Below are 16,161 nucleotides of genomic sequence, written 5' to 3' on the forward strand. Positions count from 1 at the left end.
CGATTTAGCAGCAAGCTATATTATCATCAGTAGCTAACATAAAAGGCACCCTCACGGGTGCCTTTGTGTTTATTCTGCTTCACCAACAAGTGTAAATCTTTGATTTACATGCTGCGGATTCTCAATTTCATCAAGTACGGCGATCGCATAGTCGGCATAGCTGACGTAGCTTTGGCCTTGGCTGTTTAAGATGACATGATCGAGGCCCTTCGTGTAGGAGCCTGTTCTTTTTCCGCTCGGATCGAAGAAAGCAGCAGGGCTGATGTACGTCCATGTAATAGAAGTCTCCTTCTTCAAATCCTCCAGCTGTTTGCCGGCATTAGAAGCAGTAGGGTATACGAAATCCGGGAACTCCGGCGTGTCCATCAGTTTGGTTGTTTTTTGTTCATCGACATAGAGGCTACCGGCACCTCCAACAACGATCAGCTTCGTGTTTGGGGCATCTTTTAAAGCTTGAACCAAAGCTCTTCCGGCATCGATATAGAGATGTTCCTCACCATCAGCTGCTTTAAACGTGTTAACAATCACGTCGAATGCTTTCAAATCAGCTGCGGTTAAATGAAAAATATCCCTTTCGAGCACATTAACCGTTGTCTCACTTATTTTTGCTGCGTTCCTAACAATAGCGGTCACTTCATGACCTCTATTTAAAGCTTCCTGCATAATAAGGCTTCCGACTTTGCCGTTTGCACCAATGATACCAATGTTCATGATCTATTCCTCCAGTTTTTTGATGGATAAGTTGTATGGTTAAGCATAATCCTATATTATTTCATTAGTTCGATTTTTAAAAGTAGTCACTATTTTATAACATAGTCATAAAAACAGAACCATGAGAGAAGAGAGGGATTTAGCATGGCTCGAAGTTCGTTCGAGGGGGAAGTTCCAGTAGAGCAAGTTGAGGTTTGCCCCGTAACGGAGACGCAAAACGTGATTGCAGGCAAATGGAAGATCATCATTTTGTGGCATTTGAGGGAGACAAGACGGTTTGGTGAGCTTCAAAGACTTGTCCCAGGCATATCGAAGGCCATCTTGACCAGTCAGCTTAGAGAGCTGGAGAAGGATCAAATGATCAACAGAAAGGTGTACCAGGAGGTGCCGCCTAAAGTAGAGTACTCCCTGACCGAAGCGGGACAGATGTTTCTTCCGATTCTCGAAAGTATGGGCGAGTGGGGCAAGAAATATGCAGTAAGCAAGAAGGCTGTTCACTAAACATTACAACTTATGGAATATACCCAATAAAGTGTTAAGCTGAACTTCAATGGAAACCACTCCAAACATAGGAGTGGTTTTATTATTTTATGAGCAAAATCGAAGGCATTTGTGGAGAATTGTTCAGGGAATGGTTAAAAAATCATGTCGAAATAGCGTCGATTATAGCTTGAAACTATCGTATAATAGGAGTAGATACTTTTATTCATTGATCGTAGTGCTACAATATAATCAGTTATTTATGGATACAGAAAAGATGTGTGATAAGCAGGAGTGTTGCATCCTTTCTGCAAATCGAAGGGTATAAGGACGGTTGAAATGAGCAAACAGACGAAAACAGACGTTGTATTAATTGGTGCCGGAATCATGAGTGCGACTCTCGGTTCACTACTGAAAGAACTAGTACCGGACTGGGAGATTACAGTGTTTGAACGGCGTGGAAGCGCAGGTGAGGAAAGCTCTAACGAATGGAATAATGCAGGTACCGGGCACTCTTCGCTATGCGAACTGAACTACACAACAGAGAAGCCGGACGGATCCATTGATGTTAGCAAAGCGAATAAGGTTAATGAAGAGTTCCAGGTTTCCAAGCAGTTCTGGTCCTATCTTGTTAACAGTAATCTGATCCGCAGCCCGCGGGACTTTATTGTACCCGTTCCTCATATGAGCTTTGTGCAAGGGGAAAAGGATGTAACCTTCTTGAAGAAACGGTTTGAAGCGTTGTCGGGCAATCCATTGTTTGAAGGAATGGAATTCTCCGATGAACCGGCGAAGCTGGCTGAATGGATTCCGCTTATGATGAAAGACCGTAAAGTGGACCAACCAATCGCAGCTACTAGAATTGAAACGGGAACGGATGTTAACTTTGGCGCTTTAACGCGCATTCTGTTTAATCAATTAAAGAAACAGAACGTTGACATAAACTTCAACCATAATGTAGATGATATTAAACGTGCGAATGATGGCTCGTGGGAACTGAAAGTTCGGAATATGGAGAACGGCAGCAAGGAACGTATTAATGCCAAGTTCGTCTTTATCGGTGGTGGCGGTGGAAGTCTGCATCTGTTGCAGAAATCCGGCGTTCCTGAAGGAAAAGGCATCGGCGGATTCCCTGTTAGCGGTCTGTTCATGGTGTGTAAAAAACCGGAGGTCGTGGCTCAGCATCGCGCGAAAGTTTACGGCCAAGCTCCAGTTGGCGCGCCACCAATGTCCGTACCGCATCTGGATACACGCGTAATCGACAACAAAGAATCGTTGTTCTTTGGCCCATTTGCTGGCTTTACGCCAAAGTTCCTGAAATATGGATCAAACATGGATCTGATCACTTCTGTCAAACCGCATAACCTTACGAATATGCTGGCGGCAGGCGCGAAAAATATGTCTTTGACGACCTATCTGGTCAAACAGCTTATGTTATCGAAAGAGCAGCGTATGGAAGCTCTGCGAGAGTTTATCCCTAACGCGAAGAGCGAAGATTGGGAACTGCTCGTTGCAGGCCAACGTGTTCAAATTATTAAAGAAACGAATGCAGGCAAAGGAACTCTTCAGTTTGGTACGGAAGTTATTAATGCCGCTGACGGTTCGATCGCTGCCTTGCTTGGCGCTTCGCCAGGTGCATCGACAGCAGTATCTGTTATGCTCGAAGTGATCAACAATTGCTTCCCGCAGCATATGAAAGAGTGGGAGCCTAAGATTAAAGAGATGATTCCATCTTACGGCGCGAAGCTTCTAGAGCAACCAGAGCTGATTCAACAAATCAATGCAACCACTAACGAGGCTCTTGGCTTAGTAAGTAAAAAACCATCTGCATCGGCATTAGCATAGGTTAGGGAAGCCATCCATTGTTGACTCAACAATTGATGGCTTTTTTTATGTGCTGATTCCCTGATATAGCTGCTCGACATCACTCATCAGATCTGGGATCCAAGCCTCGGATCCCGGAATGATTTCTGTTCCACCATAAACCAGCCATCGTAAGGTTTTGATCAGCCAACATAAGCCGCCTACGGACACTTGCCAGTTCAGTTGGTCGACGGGTATATCCACTGCTTCAAGGTAGGCTGTAAGGATATCTTCTCTAGCTAGATTGCTGTAGGCTTCGGCCTCCGTAATCAGGCAGTACAAGTCGCCAAGATGAGGACTTAAATACGCCAGTGCCCAATCAATCGGCATAATGCCTCGGTGCCCAATGACAAGGTTTTTAGCATGATAATCATGGTGGACGAGCGTAACGGGTGCCGTTTGATACAATCTTTCCAAGTGATAGGGCAGTGCAGTCTTTAGATTCTGCAGCACTTCAGCATCAGCTAGCTTTTCGGATTGCAGCAGGTCATCAAGCAGGTCTAGAAACTGGCCCATAGAGACAAAATAAGTATCGATAATGGGTTTTGGGAGCATTTTTTCTACGTTGATTGTTGCTCGTGCTCTTAGCCTTGCCAGCTCTCTGGCTGCCTCAAGAAAATGAGTGGGCTGCGGTTCAACTTCCAAGTTAGTGTGACCCGCATCCTCCATAATCATAACCCCACTGTCCTTCAACTCGACATATTCAAAAATCTGCGGCGCTTTGATTTGCAAAGGATGTACTAGTTCTCGATAGATGCTGGCTTCGCCAGCCATTTCATTGCCGCCCCATTTAATAATACGAGACTCTCCTGTTCGGAGCCGTACTCTGTACACTTCGGAAAGTGTCCATTTCCGTAACAGTGACCATTCTACAACGTCATTCAATACTGGAACTAAGGAACGATATTCAGATAAGCATGCTGGTATCATTGAAAGCTGCACCTCCGTAGATTGTAGTGACGGAACATATTTTTACATATTTGGTCAAAAAGATATAGACTGAACATTTCCCCTCTGATATGATGTTGAATAAGGTCTTGGCAAAATTCGGGACTCTTTTTTTATGTCTGCATAGTCAAAAGGGCTGCCCTCGCGTTTGGGGACAACCCTTTTTTTGTGCTATAAAATGATATTATTCCACTTTAAACAAGCGGCGTGTCAGCCAGTTGAATTTCTTGATACGGCAGTTATGGAAAGCGGCGATTTTCCACTCGCCATTTTGCTTCACTAACACATTTGTGTTAATGGAATCGCGGCTGGCTGGAGCTTTCTTTTGCCATCGCATCATAACGGCTCCAGTAGCATGTGCAATCGCTAACTCGGGGGTTATGAAGCGTAACCTCATATCATTGGAGTCCGCTATAAGCCTTGAACCACGTAACGGACCATTCCATAAGGCTTGATGGGCGTGATCGATTTCGCTTCGGCCCTTCAAGTGTTGGCCAAAGAAGGTCACATAGTCCGCATCAGGAGTAAAGATCTCGCTATACGCCTTGCCATTACCCTGCTGCCAAGCATGAGATAAGGCAGAGAACACCTCATGTATCGCCTGAATATCCTCTCGATTATCGAGCATTGACCTCAATCCTCTCTGGACGATTGTCTTGCCCCTCATTATAGAGCAAAGCAGCAAAGCGATAATCGCCCCAAGGATGGAAGCTGTCTCAGACTGGCGACGGATATCGACTTACTCCATTTTCACTTTTTTCAATTTCGCCCTGCCCGCAGGCGGTACTCAGTTGGAGAGCAGCTCGCTTCCTTGCGGAACGCCTTCGCAAAGTGATTCGTATCGGGATAGCCAACAGCATCCGCGATCTCTTTAATGGACAGGTCGGTCGAGCCAAGCAGTGACTTGGCCTTCTGCATTCGCTTGCGATTGATATATTTGAGTGGGGAGACGGCAAAATGTTTGTTGAAATAACGCACGAGATAGTTCGGGTGAAGATGAACATGCTTGGCCAGCTGCTCCAGCGTGAGGGATTGGGATAGATTAGCTTCGATAAACGTCTCAATTTGCTTTAGTCGTTCGATCTCGCCTAGCCGACCCGGTACAAACCGAAGATGGGTATTGGATTCGGACAGGAACAAGGCGATGATCTCGAGCAAAATGGCTTTCTCCCGGATTCTCGCTAGGTAACTTCGATTCTGGTACAAGCTGCTCAGCTCACGGAATAGCGATATCAGCCTGTCCATGAGCGGGGGAGGGATATCTAAGATAGAAGGGGCATCTACCCATTGGAAAAGATCCATTTCTCCCATCGTGGCGGTAAAATGGCACCAATATTTCGCATAAGGCTTATCGCTTACAGCGGAATAGGATTGCAGGACGTGGGCGGGCATATGGACGAGCTGGCCTGGAACAGGACGGTACTCCTCTCCGTCTATTTGCAGCCAGCCATCTCCCTCGCAGATCAGATAAAACTTATTATACTTAGGGACGTAATCGAGCTCGCGCCATTGTGGTGAGCATTCGGTGTAATAAGCTTCTTCCAGGTGTACCTGCAGGTGCTGAAGCATCTCATTCAGAAACTCTGGGTTTTGGTTAAACGGCATGCGGTGGACACCTCGACTTAGGTTAATCTAATCCCCATACTAGCTAATTTACTGCCTATATCATAGCACAAATCATTGCTAGACTAAGGGTATATCAGATGCTATGGAGGCGATCCTTTCCGATGAGTCAATCTTATATCGAGCAGCGTACAGAACGTACCCAGTGGTTCCTTCAGGACCGATTCGGCATGTTCATTCATTGGGGGCTTTACGCCATTCCCGCACGTGGGGAATGGGTAAGAAACGCTGAACGAATCAGCAATGAAGACTATCAGGTCTACTTTGATGAATTCAACCCGGAACGCTATGATCCGAAGGCATGGGCGAAGGCAGCCAAAGCAGCGGGGATGAAATATGCCGTACTGACGGCCAAGCATCATGACGGATTCTGTCTGTTCGACAGTAAGCTGACAGATTACAAGTCCACGAACACGAAATCTGGCCGGGATCTGGTAAGAGAGTTTCTTGATGCCTTCCGCGAAGAAGGGCTGAAGGTTGGCTTATATTACTCGCTTCTGGATTGGCATCATCCGGATTACCCGGCATACGGGGATCAGATTCATCCGATGCGGGACAATGAGGAGTACAAGCGTGATCCCGAGCGATTCGTCAATTATCTGAACTATATGCACGGTCAAGTCAAAGAATTGCTGACCGACTATGGCAAGCTCGATATTATGTGGTTCGACTTCTCCTATGGCAATCTGAAGGGAGAAGCATGGCGTGCTACGGAGCTTATGGAGATGATCCGTTCGATTCAGCCGAATATCATCGTAGACAACCGTCTCGAAGCAAGCGGCGAGGAGGGCGGTTCGATTTATACGGATAATCCGAGCCTGTACTCCGGTGACTTTGCCTCTCCGGAGCAGATTATTCCGCCAAGCGGAATCACGGATGAAGCGGGTAACTCTATTCCGTGGGAAGCGTGTATTACGCTGAACAACAACTGGGGCTATAGCGCCGCAGACCTTACGTATAAGTCAGCTAAGACGGTGATCCGCAAGCTGGTGGAATGCGTCAGCAAGAACGGAAACCTGCTTCTGAACGTTGGGCCTGACGCGAAGGGCGAGATTCCGCGTGAATCCCTCGAAATCCTCGAGGAAGTTGGCCAATGGATACGCAGGAACGGGGACAGCATTTACGGCTGCGGTGAAGCCGGTCTAACGAAGCCGGAATGGGGAAGATATACACGTAAGGGGAATAAGCTGTATGCGCATCTCTTTGAAGAAAGCATTGGGCCGGTCAATTTGGTCGGGCTGGCAGGCCGCGTGAAGCAAGCGAGACTGCTGTCGGACGGAGCTGAGGTATTCCTTTCGCGTCCGTGGAATGCATCGTTATATCAGGATGATGCCTTCTTCAACTTTGCTAGACCAGAGCACTCGACATATCCGCTCCCAGATGAGCGGGATACGGTCGTTGAGATTACACTGATTGAAGAATAAGGGAACTTAAAGCATTCAAGAGACTCTCCGAAATAAGGAGGGTCTCTTTGTGTTTTGGTAAAATAATGAGGATATTTGAGTAACAATAATAATAAAATAAAAAACAATACTAATTTATTGAATTACAATATATCAAATGATAAGATTATGATGTCATCAAATAAGTGAGGTGTTATAAATGAATGTTAAATGGGGCTCAACCAGTTTCTTAAAGGTCATTATTTTTCTGGCAGGAATTGCAGTGCTTGCATTGTGTATCTCGTTGCCTGGGATAGCCATTAGAGATGCAAGAGTTCATCCCGATACAGCTTACTTCCTAATCCCTTTTCTAGTATGCGCATACGGATTCTGTATCGCGTTTGCTGTTGCGCTGTTTCAATCATATAAACTTTTAACTTACATCGAAAAGAACATTGCTTTTTCTGAATTATCCTTTAAATCATTGAAGATTATAAAGAAATGTGCGATTGCAGTCATTTTCCTCTTTTTATTAGCAATAGTAAGCTTAAAGGTATGTGCCAAAGTCACAGGTGGTGATGCGGCTCCTGTACCGTTATGTCTATTGGGTATTTTATTAACAAGTATCTTCGTGGCCATTGTGGACGTCCTTCAAAAGCCAATAAAAAATGCCCCGGATATAAAGTGAAATAGTCAACCAGTTATACTTACTTACGGTCATTATGTTCACGACTTTGAATACGAGAAAATCGCAAAAGATAGTAGAGCATTTATCTCTAATCTTGTGGTCTAATACAAATAAGGCTCGAACAGCACAAGACTGTTCGAGCCTTATTTCATTGCTGCTTTGTACGCCTTGACAGCCCTTTCATATTTCCACAGGATCCTGCTGCTCCTCCACTTGTAAACATGCCTCTGCAATAAACGATCCAAGATCACCTTGGGAGTGCAGCAACTGCTGCAGGAGCAGCTGCACTTCCTCGGTCACATGATCACCATAACGCTGCTTGTTGGCACGTATACAAGCAAGGACATCACTTGTTTGGATGGATAATGTTTTTATGGATTGATGTACAAGCGGATTAATCTCCACATAGCTGGCGAGCGAATCAATCGCGAATCGGACAGAGCGCGGGAATTCAGCATTCCGAAGCAGGAATTCTGTCACTTCAGCGAGCCGGACGTCCTGAGCGTGGAATTTGCGGAAGGCCTCATAGCCGCCGCAGGATTTCAGGAGCACAAGGAATCGATTATAGCGGGCTTCCTCGTTAAGCTGCTTCGTATCCCGCAGCAGGTTGCCATAAGTGGCATGTATAATACGGACGGTACCGTTTAACCGCTCTAGGAATTTACCGGATTGAAGGAGATTCCAGCTTTGTCCACGGACCATAGTGGAATCCGCCGCACCGTTAAACATCGAGAGCCATTCGTTGACCCGTTTATAGAACATATAAGGAGACTGCGGCATCATCTTATTGACTTCCTGTTCCTTCAGCCACAAATAGAAGGAATTGATGATATCCCACAGCTCGACGGGCAGCATTGGTCTTAAGGTACGGATATGAGTTCTAGCCTGCTGAACACAGGAGAAAATACTATCCTCATTTGAGCGTTCGAATGTCAGGTAGTGAAGGACAGCCCGCTCACTCGCTTGTGGCTGCACCCGTTTAAATTCCTCGATATCGCCTACGGCAGCAACAAGCCGCTCCCAGGTATAGCCCTGCTCCTCTTCAACCAGCTCATCACGCATACTATAGTAGACATTAATAATGCGGGAATAGTTATCTGCTCTCTCCAGAAGACGTCCGATCAGGAGCAGGAGTTCCGCATAACGATTTATCATTTTTTCCACCTCTTCGTGAGATCAAAATTTATAATGCCGGATTAGGTCAACACCCATGTATCCTTTGTACCGCCGCCTTGCGATGAATTGACGACAAGAGAGCCTTCCTTCAATGCCACACGGGTTAAACCACCCGGGACGACGTACGTTTCGGAGCCCATGAAGGTAAAAGCGCGAAGATCAATATGACGGGGAGCAACACGGCCGCCGGTAAGTGATGGACTGCAGGACAGCTTTACAGTAGGCTGCGCAATATAACGCTCCGGATGCTGGACGATTTTCTCGGCAAAAGCTTTAATCTCTTCTTCCGTGGCAGTTGGGCCGATCAGCATGCCGTACCCTCCAGATAAGGACCTTTCTTTGACGACCATATCGGATAAACGCGACAGCACATACTCTCTCTCATGAGGCCTTGTTAAGATATAAGTGGGAACATTGTTCAAGATGGGTTCTTCCTTGAGGTAGTAACGGATCATATCCGGTACAAACGCATATACCGCTTTATCATCAGCTACACCTGTTCCAGGGGCATTGGCTAATGCCACATTACCAGCAAGATAGGCATCCATGAGTCCAGGTACACCTAGTAAGGAATCTTTCCGGAAGACCTGAGGATCCAAATATTCATCGTCAATTCGGCGGTAAATGACATCAACTTGGCGAATTCCATCGCTGCTTTTCATATAGACAACTCGATCCTTAACGATCAGGTCGCTGCCTTCGACCAAGTCAATTCCCATTTCTTGCGCCAGAAAAGTATGGTCATAATAAGCGGAGTTATAAATGCCTGGAGTAAGCAGGACAACATGAGGGTCTGGTTTGGAATTCGGAGCTAAGCTGCGAAGGCTTGAGAGCAGGGCGTTCATTCCTTGATCGATACTGCGAACTCGTTGATCGAAGAACAATTCGGGAAGTAAGGTTGTTGTGAGAGCCCGGTTTTTATACACGTAGGATAGGCCTGAAGGGGTTCGAAGATTATCCTCGAGGACGTAAAGTTCTCCAGAATGGCCGCGAATAATATCAATACCGGATAATGGGATATAAGTGCGGTTTGGAACATCCACTCCAGCCATCTCTGGCACATAATAAGGATTATTCAGAACCAAATCGGCAGGAATAAGTCCGTCTTTCAATATATTCTGCTCATGATAGATGTCCCATATAAAAAGATTCAATGCTTTGACCCGCTGTTTGAGGCCTTGATTCAGATGAAGCCATTCGTCCGAGGTAATGACCCTCGGCATCATATCAAAAGGAATGGTCCTCTCTTGCGAGGATTCTTCCGGATTATTGCTGTATAGGGTAAAGGTAATCCCTTGCTTGACCATTTCTTCTTGCATCATGGCATCACGCTTTTTTAATTCTTCCAGCCCCATTTTGGACAACCGTTGCAGGATAGCACCGTAGTGGGTTCTGCCTTTACCTCGCCCTTCAAACATTTCATCGTAAAAAGCCGGATGTTCATAATCAGCGAAGAGCTGGTTCATGTTATCCTTCATCATAAGCATGGCCATGACAGATATCCCTCCATTGTTCTTATTGCTTCATTCATTATGAGTGTGTTAGTTATTGTGACATTCGGATAATAACGCAAGTATAGAGCAACCAATCATTGAATGTATGTCGAAACCCCTTGCTTAATTGTGTCTATTCTGTGACGATTGAAAATTGCCTTATAACTAGTACTTTTTGCTATATTCACTTAATAGTAACAATAGTAAGATGTAGGAAATGAATAGAGAGGTGTATCATGAGGTTTACGATTCGAAGTAAGCTGCTTATCAGCTTTTTATCCGTTGCTTTCTTTGTAACAGCTGTGAATATTACGGCGTACATTTACAACGATAAACTCAATCATTCCTTTGATGAATTGATCGACAGGCGAGTGGCCGTGCTCAGCAAAGCCACGGAAATTCAGTATTTGTCTGTTCAGCAGACGAACAGCCTGAGGGGCTATTTGCTGACGCAAGACCCTGATTTTCTGACAGAGCTCCGCACCTCGAATACTCAAATGACGGCCCTTGTTGATGAGGTGGATAACCTGATTATTAAGCCTGATGTACAGGAAGCGTTTCAGGAGCTGGCGAATACGGACGCTTCCTTCATTAGAGCCTCTGATGAGCTGCTCTTAAACCTTGAGAAGAATCATGATCAGGAAACAGCCCTCGCCTATTTCAAAACGGCAGTACTTCCAATAGGGGAAGAGCTGGGCCCGCTTTCTAAGGCTTTTGTGAATCATCAACAGCAATTATTAGATCAAGAAAGGGCCAAGAACGCATCAATGGTGGACTTCGTTAATACGATGACCGCTATGCTTACTGTTGTTACCTTTCTATTAACTCTGCTGATTGGACTTCTACTATCTCAACGCATCACGAGGAATCTTTTCAAAATCACTAGTGTTATTACAGGTTTTACCCACGATTCCAATACAGCCTCCAAACTACCTCAAATACAAGTCCGTTCACAGGACGAGATTGGCGATATTGCCCGGTCCTTTAATGAGATGGCTATCACGCTTAATAAATATTCGATTCTTGAAGAAGAGCAGCGCTGGCTTGAGACCAACGTCGCCGAAATGGCTACAAAGTTCCAAGGAATCAATCATCTAGAAGCATTGGCACAACTGTTTATCACCACCATTACACCACTCGTTGAAGCGAGCTATGGCGTATTCTACTTGAAAGAAGGCGCAGGCCGGCGTCAACAGTTAAGCAAGCTGGCTTCGTATGCCTATCAACAGACCGGCATCGGAGTGGAATCGTTTAAGACAGGTGAAGGGCTTGTTGGGCAAGCTGCCTTGGAAAACCGGACGATTCTGCTGAACAATCTCCCGGACAACTATATTCAAATTACGTCGGGATTAGGAAAGGCCGCACCAACGAGTCTACTGATTATGCCGATTCATTTTGAAGGCCAGGTGGTAGCGGTTATTGAAATAGCGTCATTCCATCCATTCAGCCATATTCAACAAACACTGCTTCAGCAAGCATCCGCACATCTTGGAAGTGTACTGAGCAGTATCGCCGGACGCATGCAGGTTGAGCAGCTGCTTGCAGAATCACAGGTTCTGACGGAAGAGCTGCAGACCCAGTCCGAAGAACTTCGGGGAATTAATGAGAAGCTGGAGGAGCAGTACAAGAACTCTGAGCAGAAGACGCGGGAGCTGGAGAAGACCAAGACGCAGTTGGAGGAAAAAGCAAGACAACTGTCGCTTAGCTCTCAGTATAAATCCGAGTTCCTGGCCAATATGTCACATGAGCTGCGAACACCATTGAATAGTCTGCTCATCTTGTCTAATATTCTGGCTACCAATGTAGAGGGCAATCTGAACGAGCATCAGGTCAAATACGCCAATACGATTCATCACTCGGGTAATGACCTGCTGCAATTAATTAACGATATCCTCGATCTGGCCAAGGTCGAAGCGGGTAAAATCGATCTCGTAAACGGTAAAGTCTGTCTGCATGAAATCAGCGAATTTGCTGAGCAGCAGTTTCTCCCGGTTGCCCGTCAGAAAGGTCTCAAGTTCACAACGGTCCTGGATCCTGATCTGCCGCAGGCTATGTTTACGGATGAGCAGCGTCTATTGCAGATTATTAAGAACCTGCTGTCTAACGCCTTCAAATTCACCGAGCGGGGTGAAGTGAAGCTGCATATTCATCGTGCTCATACCGGTGCTCTATCTCATTCAGGAATTGCCTTCTCCATTACGGATACCGGCATTGGCATTCCGAAGGAGAAGCAGGAGCTTATCTTCCAAGCATTCCAGCAGGCGGATGGGACAACAAACCGGAGATACGGCGGGACGGGGCTTGGGCTGTCGATCAGCATTAATATGGCTCATTTGTTGAATGGCGAGATTAATGTGAGCAGTGCGGTTGGCAAAGGAAGTGTCTTTTCGCTGGTATTGCCTCATGAGGAAGAGGCTGAGGGAGCCACGATTGTTCATCAAGAATCAGCTGCAGCCGTAGCCGAGCCGGAGATCGCAGTTGAACCGCAAGACCTTGAGAATGAGCTGGATGACGCGGTATGGGTCGGCAAAAAGATATTAATCGTCGACGACGACATGCGAAATATATATGCCACAACCATCGCCTTGGAAAGTAAACAGGTCAATGTCCTTTTTGCTGAGAATGGACTTTCGTGCTTAAAAGTGTTGAAGGACAATCCGGATGTTGATCTTATCCTGATGGACATTATGCTGCCAGAAATGGATGGCTATGAAACGATGCGCACCTTGCGGCAAATGCCGGGCTTCGTATCGCTGCCCATTATTGCATTAACGGCTAAAGCGATGAAAGATGACAAAGACAAATGCATCGAAGCAGGTGCATCCGATTACATGAGCAAGCCCGTCAAGCTGGAGCAGTTGTTCGCCCGCATACATACTTGGCTGAGCAGATAGGTGGTAAGGCATTTGTGCATGAGTGAGAAGGAACCGCTCGAGGAGCTCGAGCGGATTGAAATTGAGCTGCTGCTTGAGGCGCTCTACCGGTATTACGGTGTGGATTTCCGTAATTATGTCCTGCCGACCATACGCCGCAGAATATGGTACCGCATCAGGGCAGAGCGCCTGAAGACGATATCTGGCTTGCAGGAGAAGGTTTTACATGATCGTCTTATCTTTAAGAGGCTGACTAGTGATTTCTCTATTAATGTAACGGAATTGTTCCGTGATCCAAGCTTCTTCAAAGCATTCCGTCATACCATCATTCCCGAGCTGCGGGATTATCCTCTTATCCGGATCTGGCATGCGGGGTGCTCAACAGGTGAAGAAGCCTATTCGATGGCAATTCTGCTGCATGAGGAAGGCTTGCTTGAGAAGACAAGAATTTATGCCACGGATATGAATGAAGCGGTCGTTGAAGAAGCGAAGCTGGGATCCTTTCCTCTTGAGCGCTTGAAGCAATATGCCCATAACTATAAGCTGTCCGGCGGCAAAGGTTCGATTGAGGATTATCTCTCCTATGCGAACGAATATGCGAAGTTAAGCTCCTTTCTAGGGGAGAAAATTACATTTGCCCAGCATAACCTGGCGGTTGATGAATCCTTTAATGAGTTTCACGTTATTATTTGCCGTAATGTGATGATCTACTTTAATTCCCAGCTGCAGAATCGTGTTCATGGACTATTCTATGAGAGCTTGTCCCCTTCCGGGTTTCTTGGACTTGGGCATAAGGAAAGCATGACCTTTACCAGCTTTACAGACTGCTACAAGGAGATGGAGCCTAATGAAAAGCTTTACCGCAAAATTAAATAGCGCCGTATCCACGGTCAATATATTAATGGTAGACGATCGGCCGGAAAATCTGATCGCGCTTGAAGCGATACTGGCTTCCCCCAATTACCGCTTGTTCTCGGCTCATTCCGGTGAAGAAGCGCTCCGTCATGTACTGACAACAGACTTTGCGGTTATCCTGCTGGATGTTCAAATGCCAGGTATGAACGGTTTCGAAACCGCTCGTCTCATTAAGATGAGAGAGCGCTCCAAGTATGTTCCTATTATCTTCATCACAGCGATCAGCCAGGCGGCAGAACATGTGAAGCATGGTTATTCCGTCGGTGCAATCGATTATATTTTCAAACCGTTCCATCCTGAAACGTTAAAAATGAAGATTGAGGCTTTCGTCCAAATGTATCAGTATCAGGAGCAGATTAAGCTGCAAAATGAGCTGCTCAAGGTTATCGGTGAGACGTCTAATGACACGATCGTAACCGTTGATGAGTATGGGATGATGCAAACCTTGAATCCTACTGCGGCTAAGATGTTTGGTTATACGCCAGATAAACTGGCAGGACAGCATATCGATCAGATTGTACCTGCTATGTCCTCTTTTCTAAGTGCGGAGAATATTCAAGGAACTCAGCTGATCGAAACAACAGCTGTTCGTAAGGACTCTATTCCGTTCCCTGTTGACGTACAGATTGGCAAAGCCAGTATTGCCCAACAACAGCTATACGTCTGTTCTATCCGTGATGTGACCGACCGCAAAATGATGGAGGAGGAGCGATTTCGTAAAATTTTCGATACGACGCCCTGCCTGATCGCCCTAAGATCGATGAAGGATCAGCGATACATTAATGTGAATGAGAGCTTGCTGCAGGCTACCGGCTTTGAAGGAATTGAATTGATGAATCAAACCTCAGATCTGCTGCAATATATTGTGGAGACAGAGGAGAGGGGAGATTCGGCTTCGAATCGTCATAACCCATGGGAGCCGGTTCGTAATGTCCGCATTCGCTATATGACCAAATCCGGTGATTTGCGGGATGGCTTACTATCAAGCGAAGTGATGCAGGTGCATGGAGAGGAATGTCTCCTTAGTGTGGTGACCGATATTTCCGAGCGTGTGTTTCTAGAGAGGGAAATTACTCGGCTTGACCGGCTCAACATAACAGGAGAAATGGCTGCTGGAATCGTGCATGAGATCCGTAATCCGATGACGACTGTCCGCGGATTCCTGCAGCTGTCGAAGAGCAACCCGTCGAAGGAATATACCGACATTATGATCGAAGAGCTCGACCGCGTGCACAATATCGTAACCGAGTTTTTGGCTGTAGGTGCGCAGGCTCCAACGAGCCGTAAGCTCAAGCAGATTAACACCGTTATTGAAACGTTGTTCCCGCTCATCCAATCCAAGGCGATGACAGGTAATCATGATATTGCACTGGATTTGGGCGAATGCCCGCCCATTCAACTTGATGAGAAGGAGATCCGCCAGCTTGTGCTGAATCTTGTCCTGAACGGTCTAGACGCGATGCCACTCGGAGGTATCTTAACGATTAAGACTTACTCCGATGACAAGGAAGTTGTGATGGAGGTCAGAGACGAGGGAAGCGGGATTAAAGAAGAGTTCCTTGCGAAGCTTGGGACGCCGTTCTTCAGCACAAAGTCGAGCGGAACAGGCCTTGGCTTATCGGTCAGCTACGGTATTGCTGCTCGCCATGACGCAGTCATAAAGGTGCAGACTGGCGAGTGGGGAACGATCTTCTCTGTGAATTTCAGGTTGTAGATGAATAGAAAGTAGAAAGTAGAACAGACCTCCTCTTGGTTAGAGGAGGTCTGTTGTTTGTTTTTAGATGCATTCGCCCACCCTGAACCTCACCCTGCACCTCATCTGCCGACGTATGTTGTATGTTCTACAGTATAATCAAGCTCAATGGGGCTGTTGGCCAGCCTATGTTGTATTTAATGCAGGATATTCAGCTCTTTTGGGATGCAAATCAGCTAAAAGCGGCCAATATCATGCATATTGTACAACATAGGCAGCCTCCCTGCTCCATCCGCTTTAAATATCCTGTATAAAG

13 protein-coding genes are annotated in these 16,161 nt (G+C 46.3%); 7 read left to right on the plus strand and 6 right to left on the minus strand.

Annotated features, from left to right (window positions below):
- Positions 1 to 69: 69 nt before the first annotated feature.
- Positions 70 to 711, minus strand: coding sequence for an NAD(P)-dependent oxidoreductase (locus tag AB4Y93_RS22440; protein WP_441895235.1), 642 nt, complete (start codon positions 709 to 711; stop codon positions 70 to 72).
- Positions 712 to 855: 144 nt separating this feature from the next.
- Here AB4Y93_RS22440 and AB4Y93_RS22445 point away from each other — a divergent pair, with 144 nt between their 5' ends.
- Positions 856 to 1,212 carry a winged helix-turn-helix transcriptional regulator gene (locus tag AB4Y93_RS22445; protein ID WP_441895237.1) on the plus strand — a complete coding sequence of 119 codons (357 nt, stop codon included), beginning with the start codon at positions 856 to 858 and terminating at the stop codon, positions 1,210 to 1,212.
- A 318-nt stretch (positions 1,213 to 1,530) separates the two neighbouring features.
- Positions 1,531 to 3,036, plus strand: coding sequence for a malate:quinone oxidoreductase (locus AB4Y93_RS22450; RefSeq protein ID WP_441895239.1), 1,506 nt, complete (start codon positions 1,531 to 1,533; stop codon positions 3,034 to 3,036).
- Between the two features lie 45 nt (positions 3,037 to 3,081).
- Here AB4Y93_RS22450 and AB4Y93_RS22455 read toward each other — a convergent pair whose 3' ends face one another.
- The 3 genes from AB4Y93_RS22455 to AB4Y93_RS22465 all read right to left on the minus strand — a co-directional run bounded on the left by AB4Y93_RS22455 (position 3,082) and on the right by AB4Y93_RS22465 (position 5,607).
- Complete coding sequence (locus AB4Y93_RS22455) at positions 3,082 to 3,984, minus strand: phosphotransferase (RefSeq protein WP_441895241.1); 903 nt, start codon at positions 3,982 to 3,984, stop codon at positions 3,082 to 3,084.
- A 202-nt stretch (positions 3,985 to 4,186) separates the two neighbouring features.
- A complete protein-coding gene (locus AB4Y93_RS22460; RefSeq protein ID WP_441895243.1) occupies positions 4,187 to 4,630 on the minus strand; it encodes an SgcJ/EcaC family oxidoreductase in 444 nt (147 codons plus the stop codon).
- A 131-nt stretch (positions 4,631 to 4,761) separates the two neighbouring features.
- Positions 4,762 to 5,607 (minus strand): AraC family transcriptional regulator, encoded by an 846-nt coding sequence (locus AB4Y93_RS22465; protein WP_441895245.1) that lies wholly within the window; start codon positions 5,605 to 5,607, stop codon positions 4,762 to 4,764.
- Positions 5,608 to 5,729: 122 nt separating this feature from the next.
- Here AB4Y93_RS22465 and AB4Y93_RS22470 point away from each other — a divergent pair, with 122 nt between their 5' ends.
- Both AB4Y93_RS22470 and AB4Y93_RS22475 read left to right on the plus strand, forming a co-directional pair.
- Complete coding sequence (locus AB4Y93_RS22470; RefSeq protein WP_441895247.1) at positions 5,730 to 7,049, plus strand: alpha-L-fucosidase; 1,320 nt, start codon at positions 5,730 to 5,732, stop codon at positions 7,047 to 7,049.
- A 178-nt stretch (positions 7,050 to 7,227) separates the two neighbouring features.
- Positions 7,228 to 7,695: a DUF2975 domain-containing protein gene (locus AB4Y93_RS22475; RefSeq protein WP_441895248.1), complete on the plus strand. Its 468-nt coding sequence runs from the start codon at positions 7,228 to 7,230 to the stop codon at positions 7,693 to 7,695.
- Positions 7,696 to 7,875: 180 nt separating this feature from the next.
- On the opposite strand, the gene AB4Y93_RS22480 is transcribed toward AB4Y93_RS22475, so the two are convergent.
- The gene (locus tag AB4Y93_RS22480) at positions 7,876 to 8,850 is read right to left on the minus strand and encodes an alpha-E domain-containing protein (RefSeq protein WP_441895250.1); all 975 of its coding nucleotides are present in this window, start codon (positions 8,848 to 8,850) and stop codon (positions 7,876 to 7,878) included.
- A gap of 41 nt (positions 8,851 to 8,891) precedes the next feature.
- A complete protein-coding gene (locus tag AB4Y93_RS22485) occupies positions 8,892 to 10,364 on the minus strand; it encodes a circularly permuted type 2 ATP-grasp protein (protein WP_441895251.1) in 1,473 nt (490 codons plus the stop codon).
- A 236-nt stretch (positions 10,365 to 10,600) separates the two neighbouring features.
- Here AB4Y93_RS22485 and AB4Y93_RS22490 point away from each other — a divergent pair, with 236 nt between their 5' ends.
- From AB4Y93_RS22490 to AB4Y93_RS22500, 3 genes are read left to right on the plus strand one after another with little or no spacing between them, the layout of a single operon-like run.
- Positions 10,601 to 13,258, plus strand: coding sequence for an ATP-binding protein (locus AB4Y93_RS22490; protein WP_441895253.1), 2,658 nt, complete (start codon positions 10,601 to 10,603; stop codon positions 13,256 to 13,258).
- Between the two features lie 18 nt (positions 13,259 to 13,276).
- Positions 13,277 to 14,113, plus strand: a complete 837-nt coding sequence (locus AB4Y93_RS22495; protein ID WP_441895255.1) for a CheR family methyltransferase — start codon at positions 13,277 to 13,279, stop codon at positions 14,111 to 14,113.
- On the plus strand, positions 14,085 to 15,866 hold the full coding sequence (locus tag AB4Y93_RS22500; protein WP_441895257.1) for a response regulator: 1,782 nt from the start codon (positions 14,085 to 14,087) through the stop codon (positions 15,864 to 15,866). Before AB4Y93_RS22495 ends, AB4Y93_RS22500 begins: the two co-directional genes overlap by 29 nt.
- The last annotated feature ends 295 nt before the right edge of the window (positions 15,867 to 16,161 follow it).

It is taken from the genome of Paenibacillus sp. YAF4_2, assembly GCF_052113225.1.
Lineage (GTDB): Bacteria > Bacillota > Bacilli > Paenibacillales > Paenibacillaceae > Pristimantibacillus.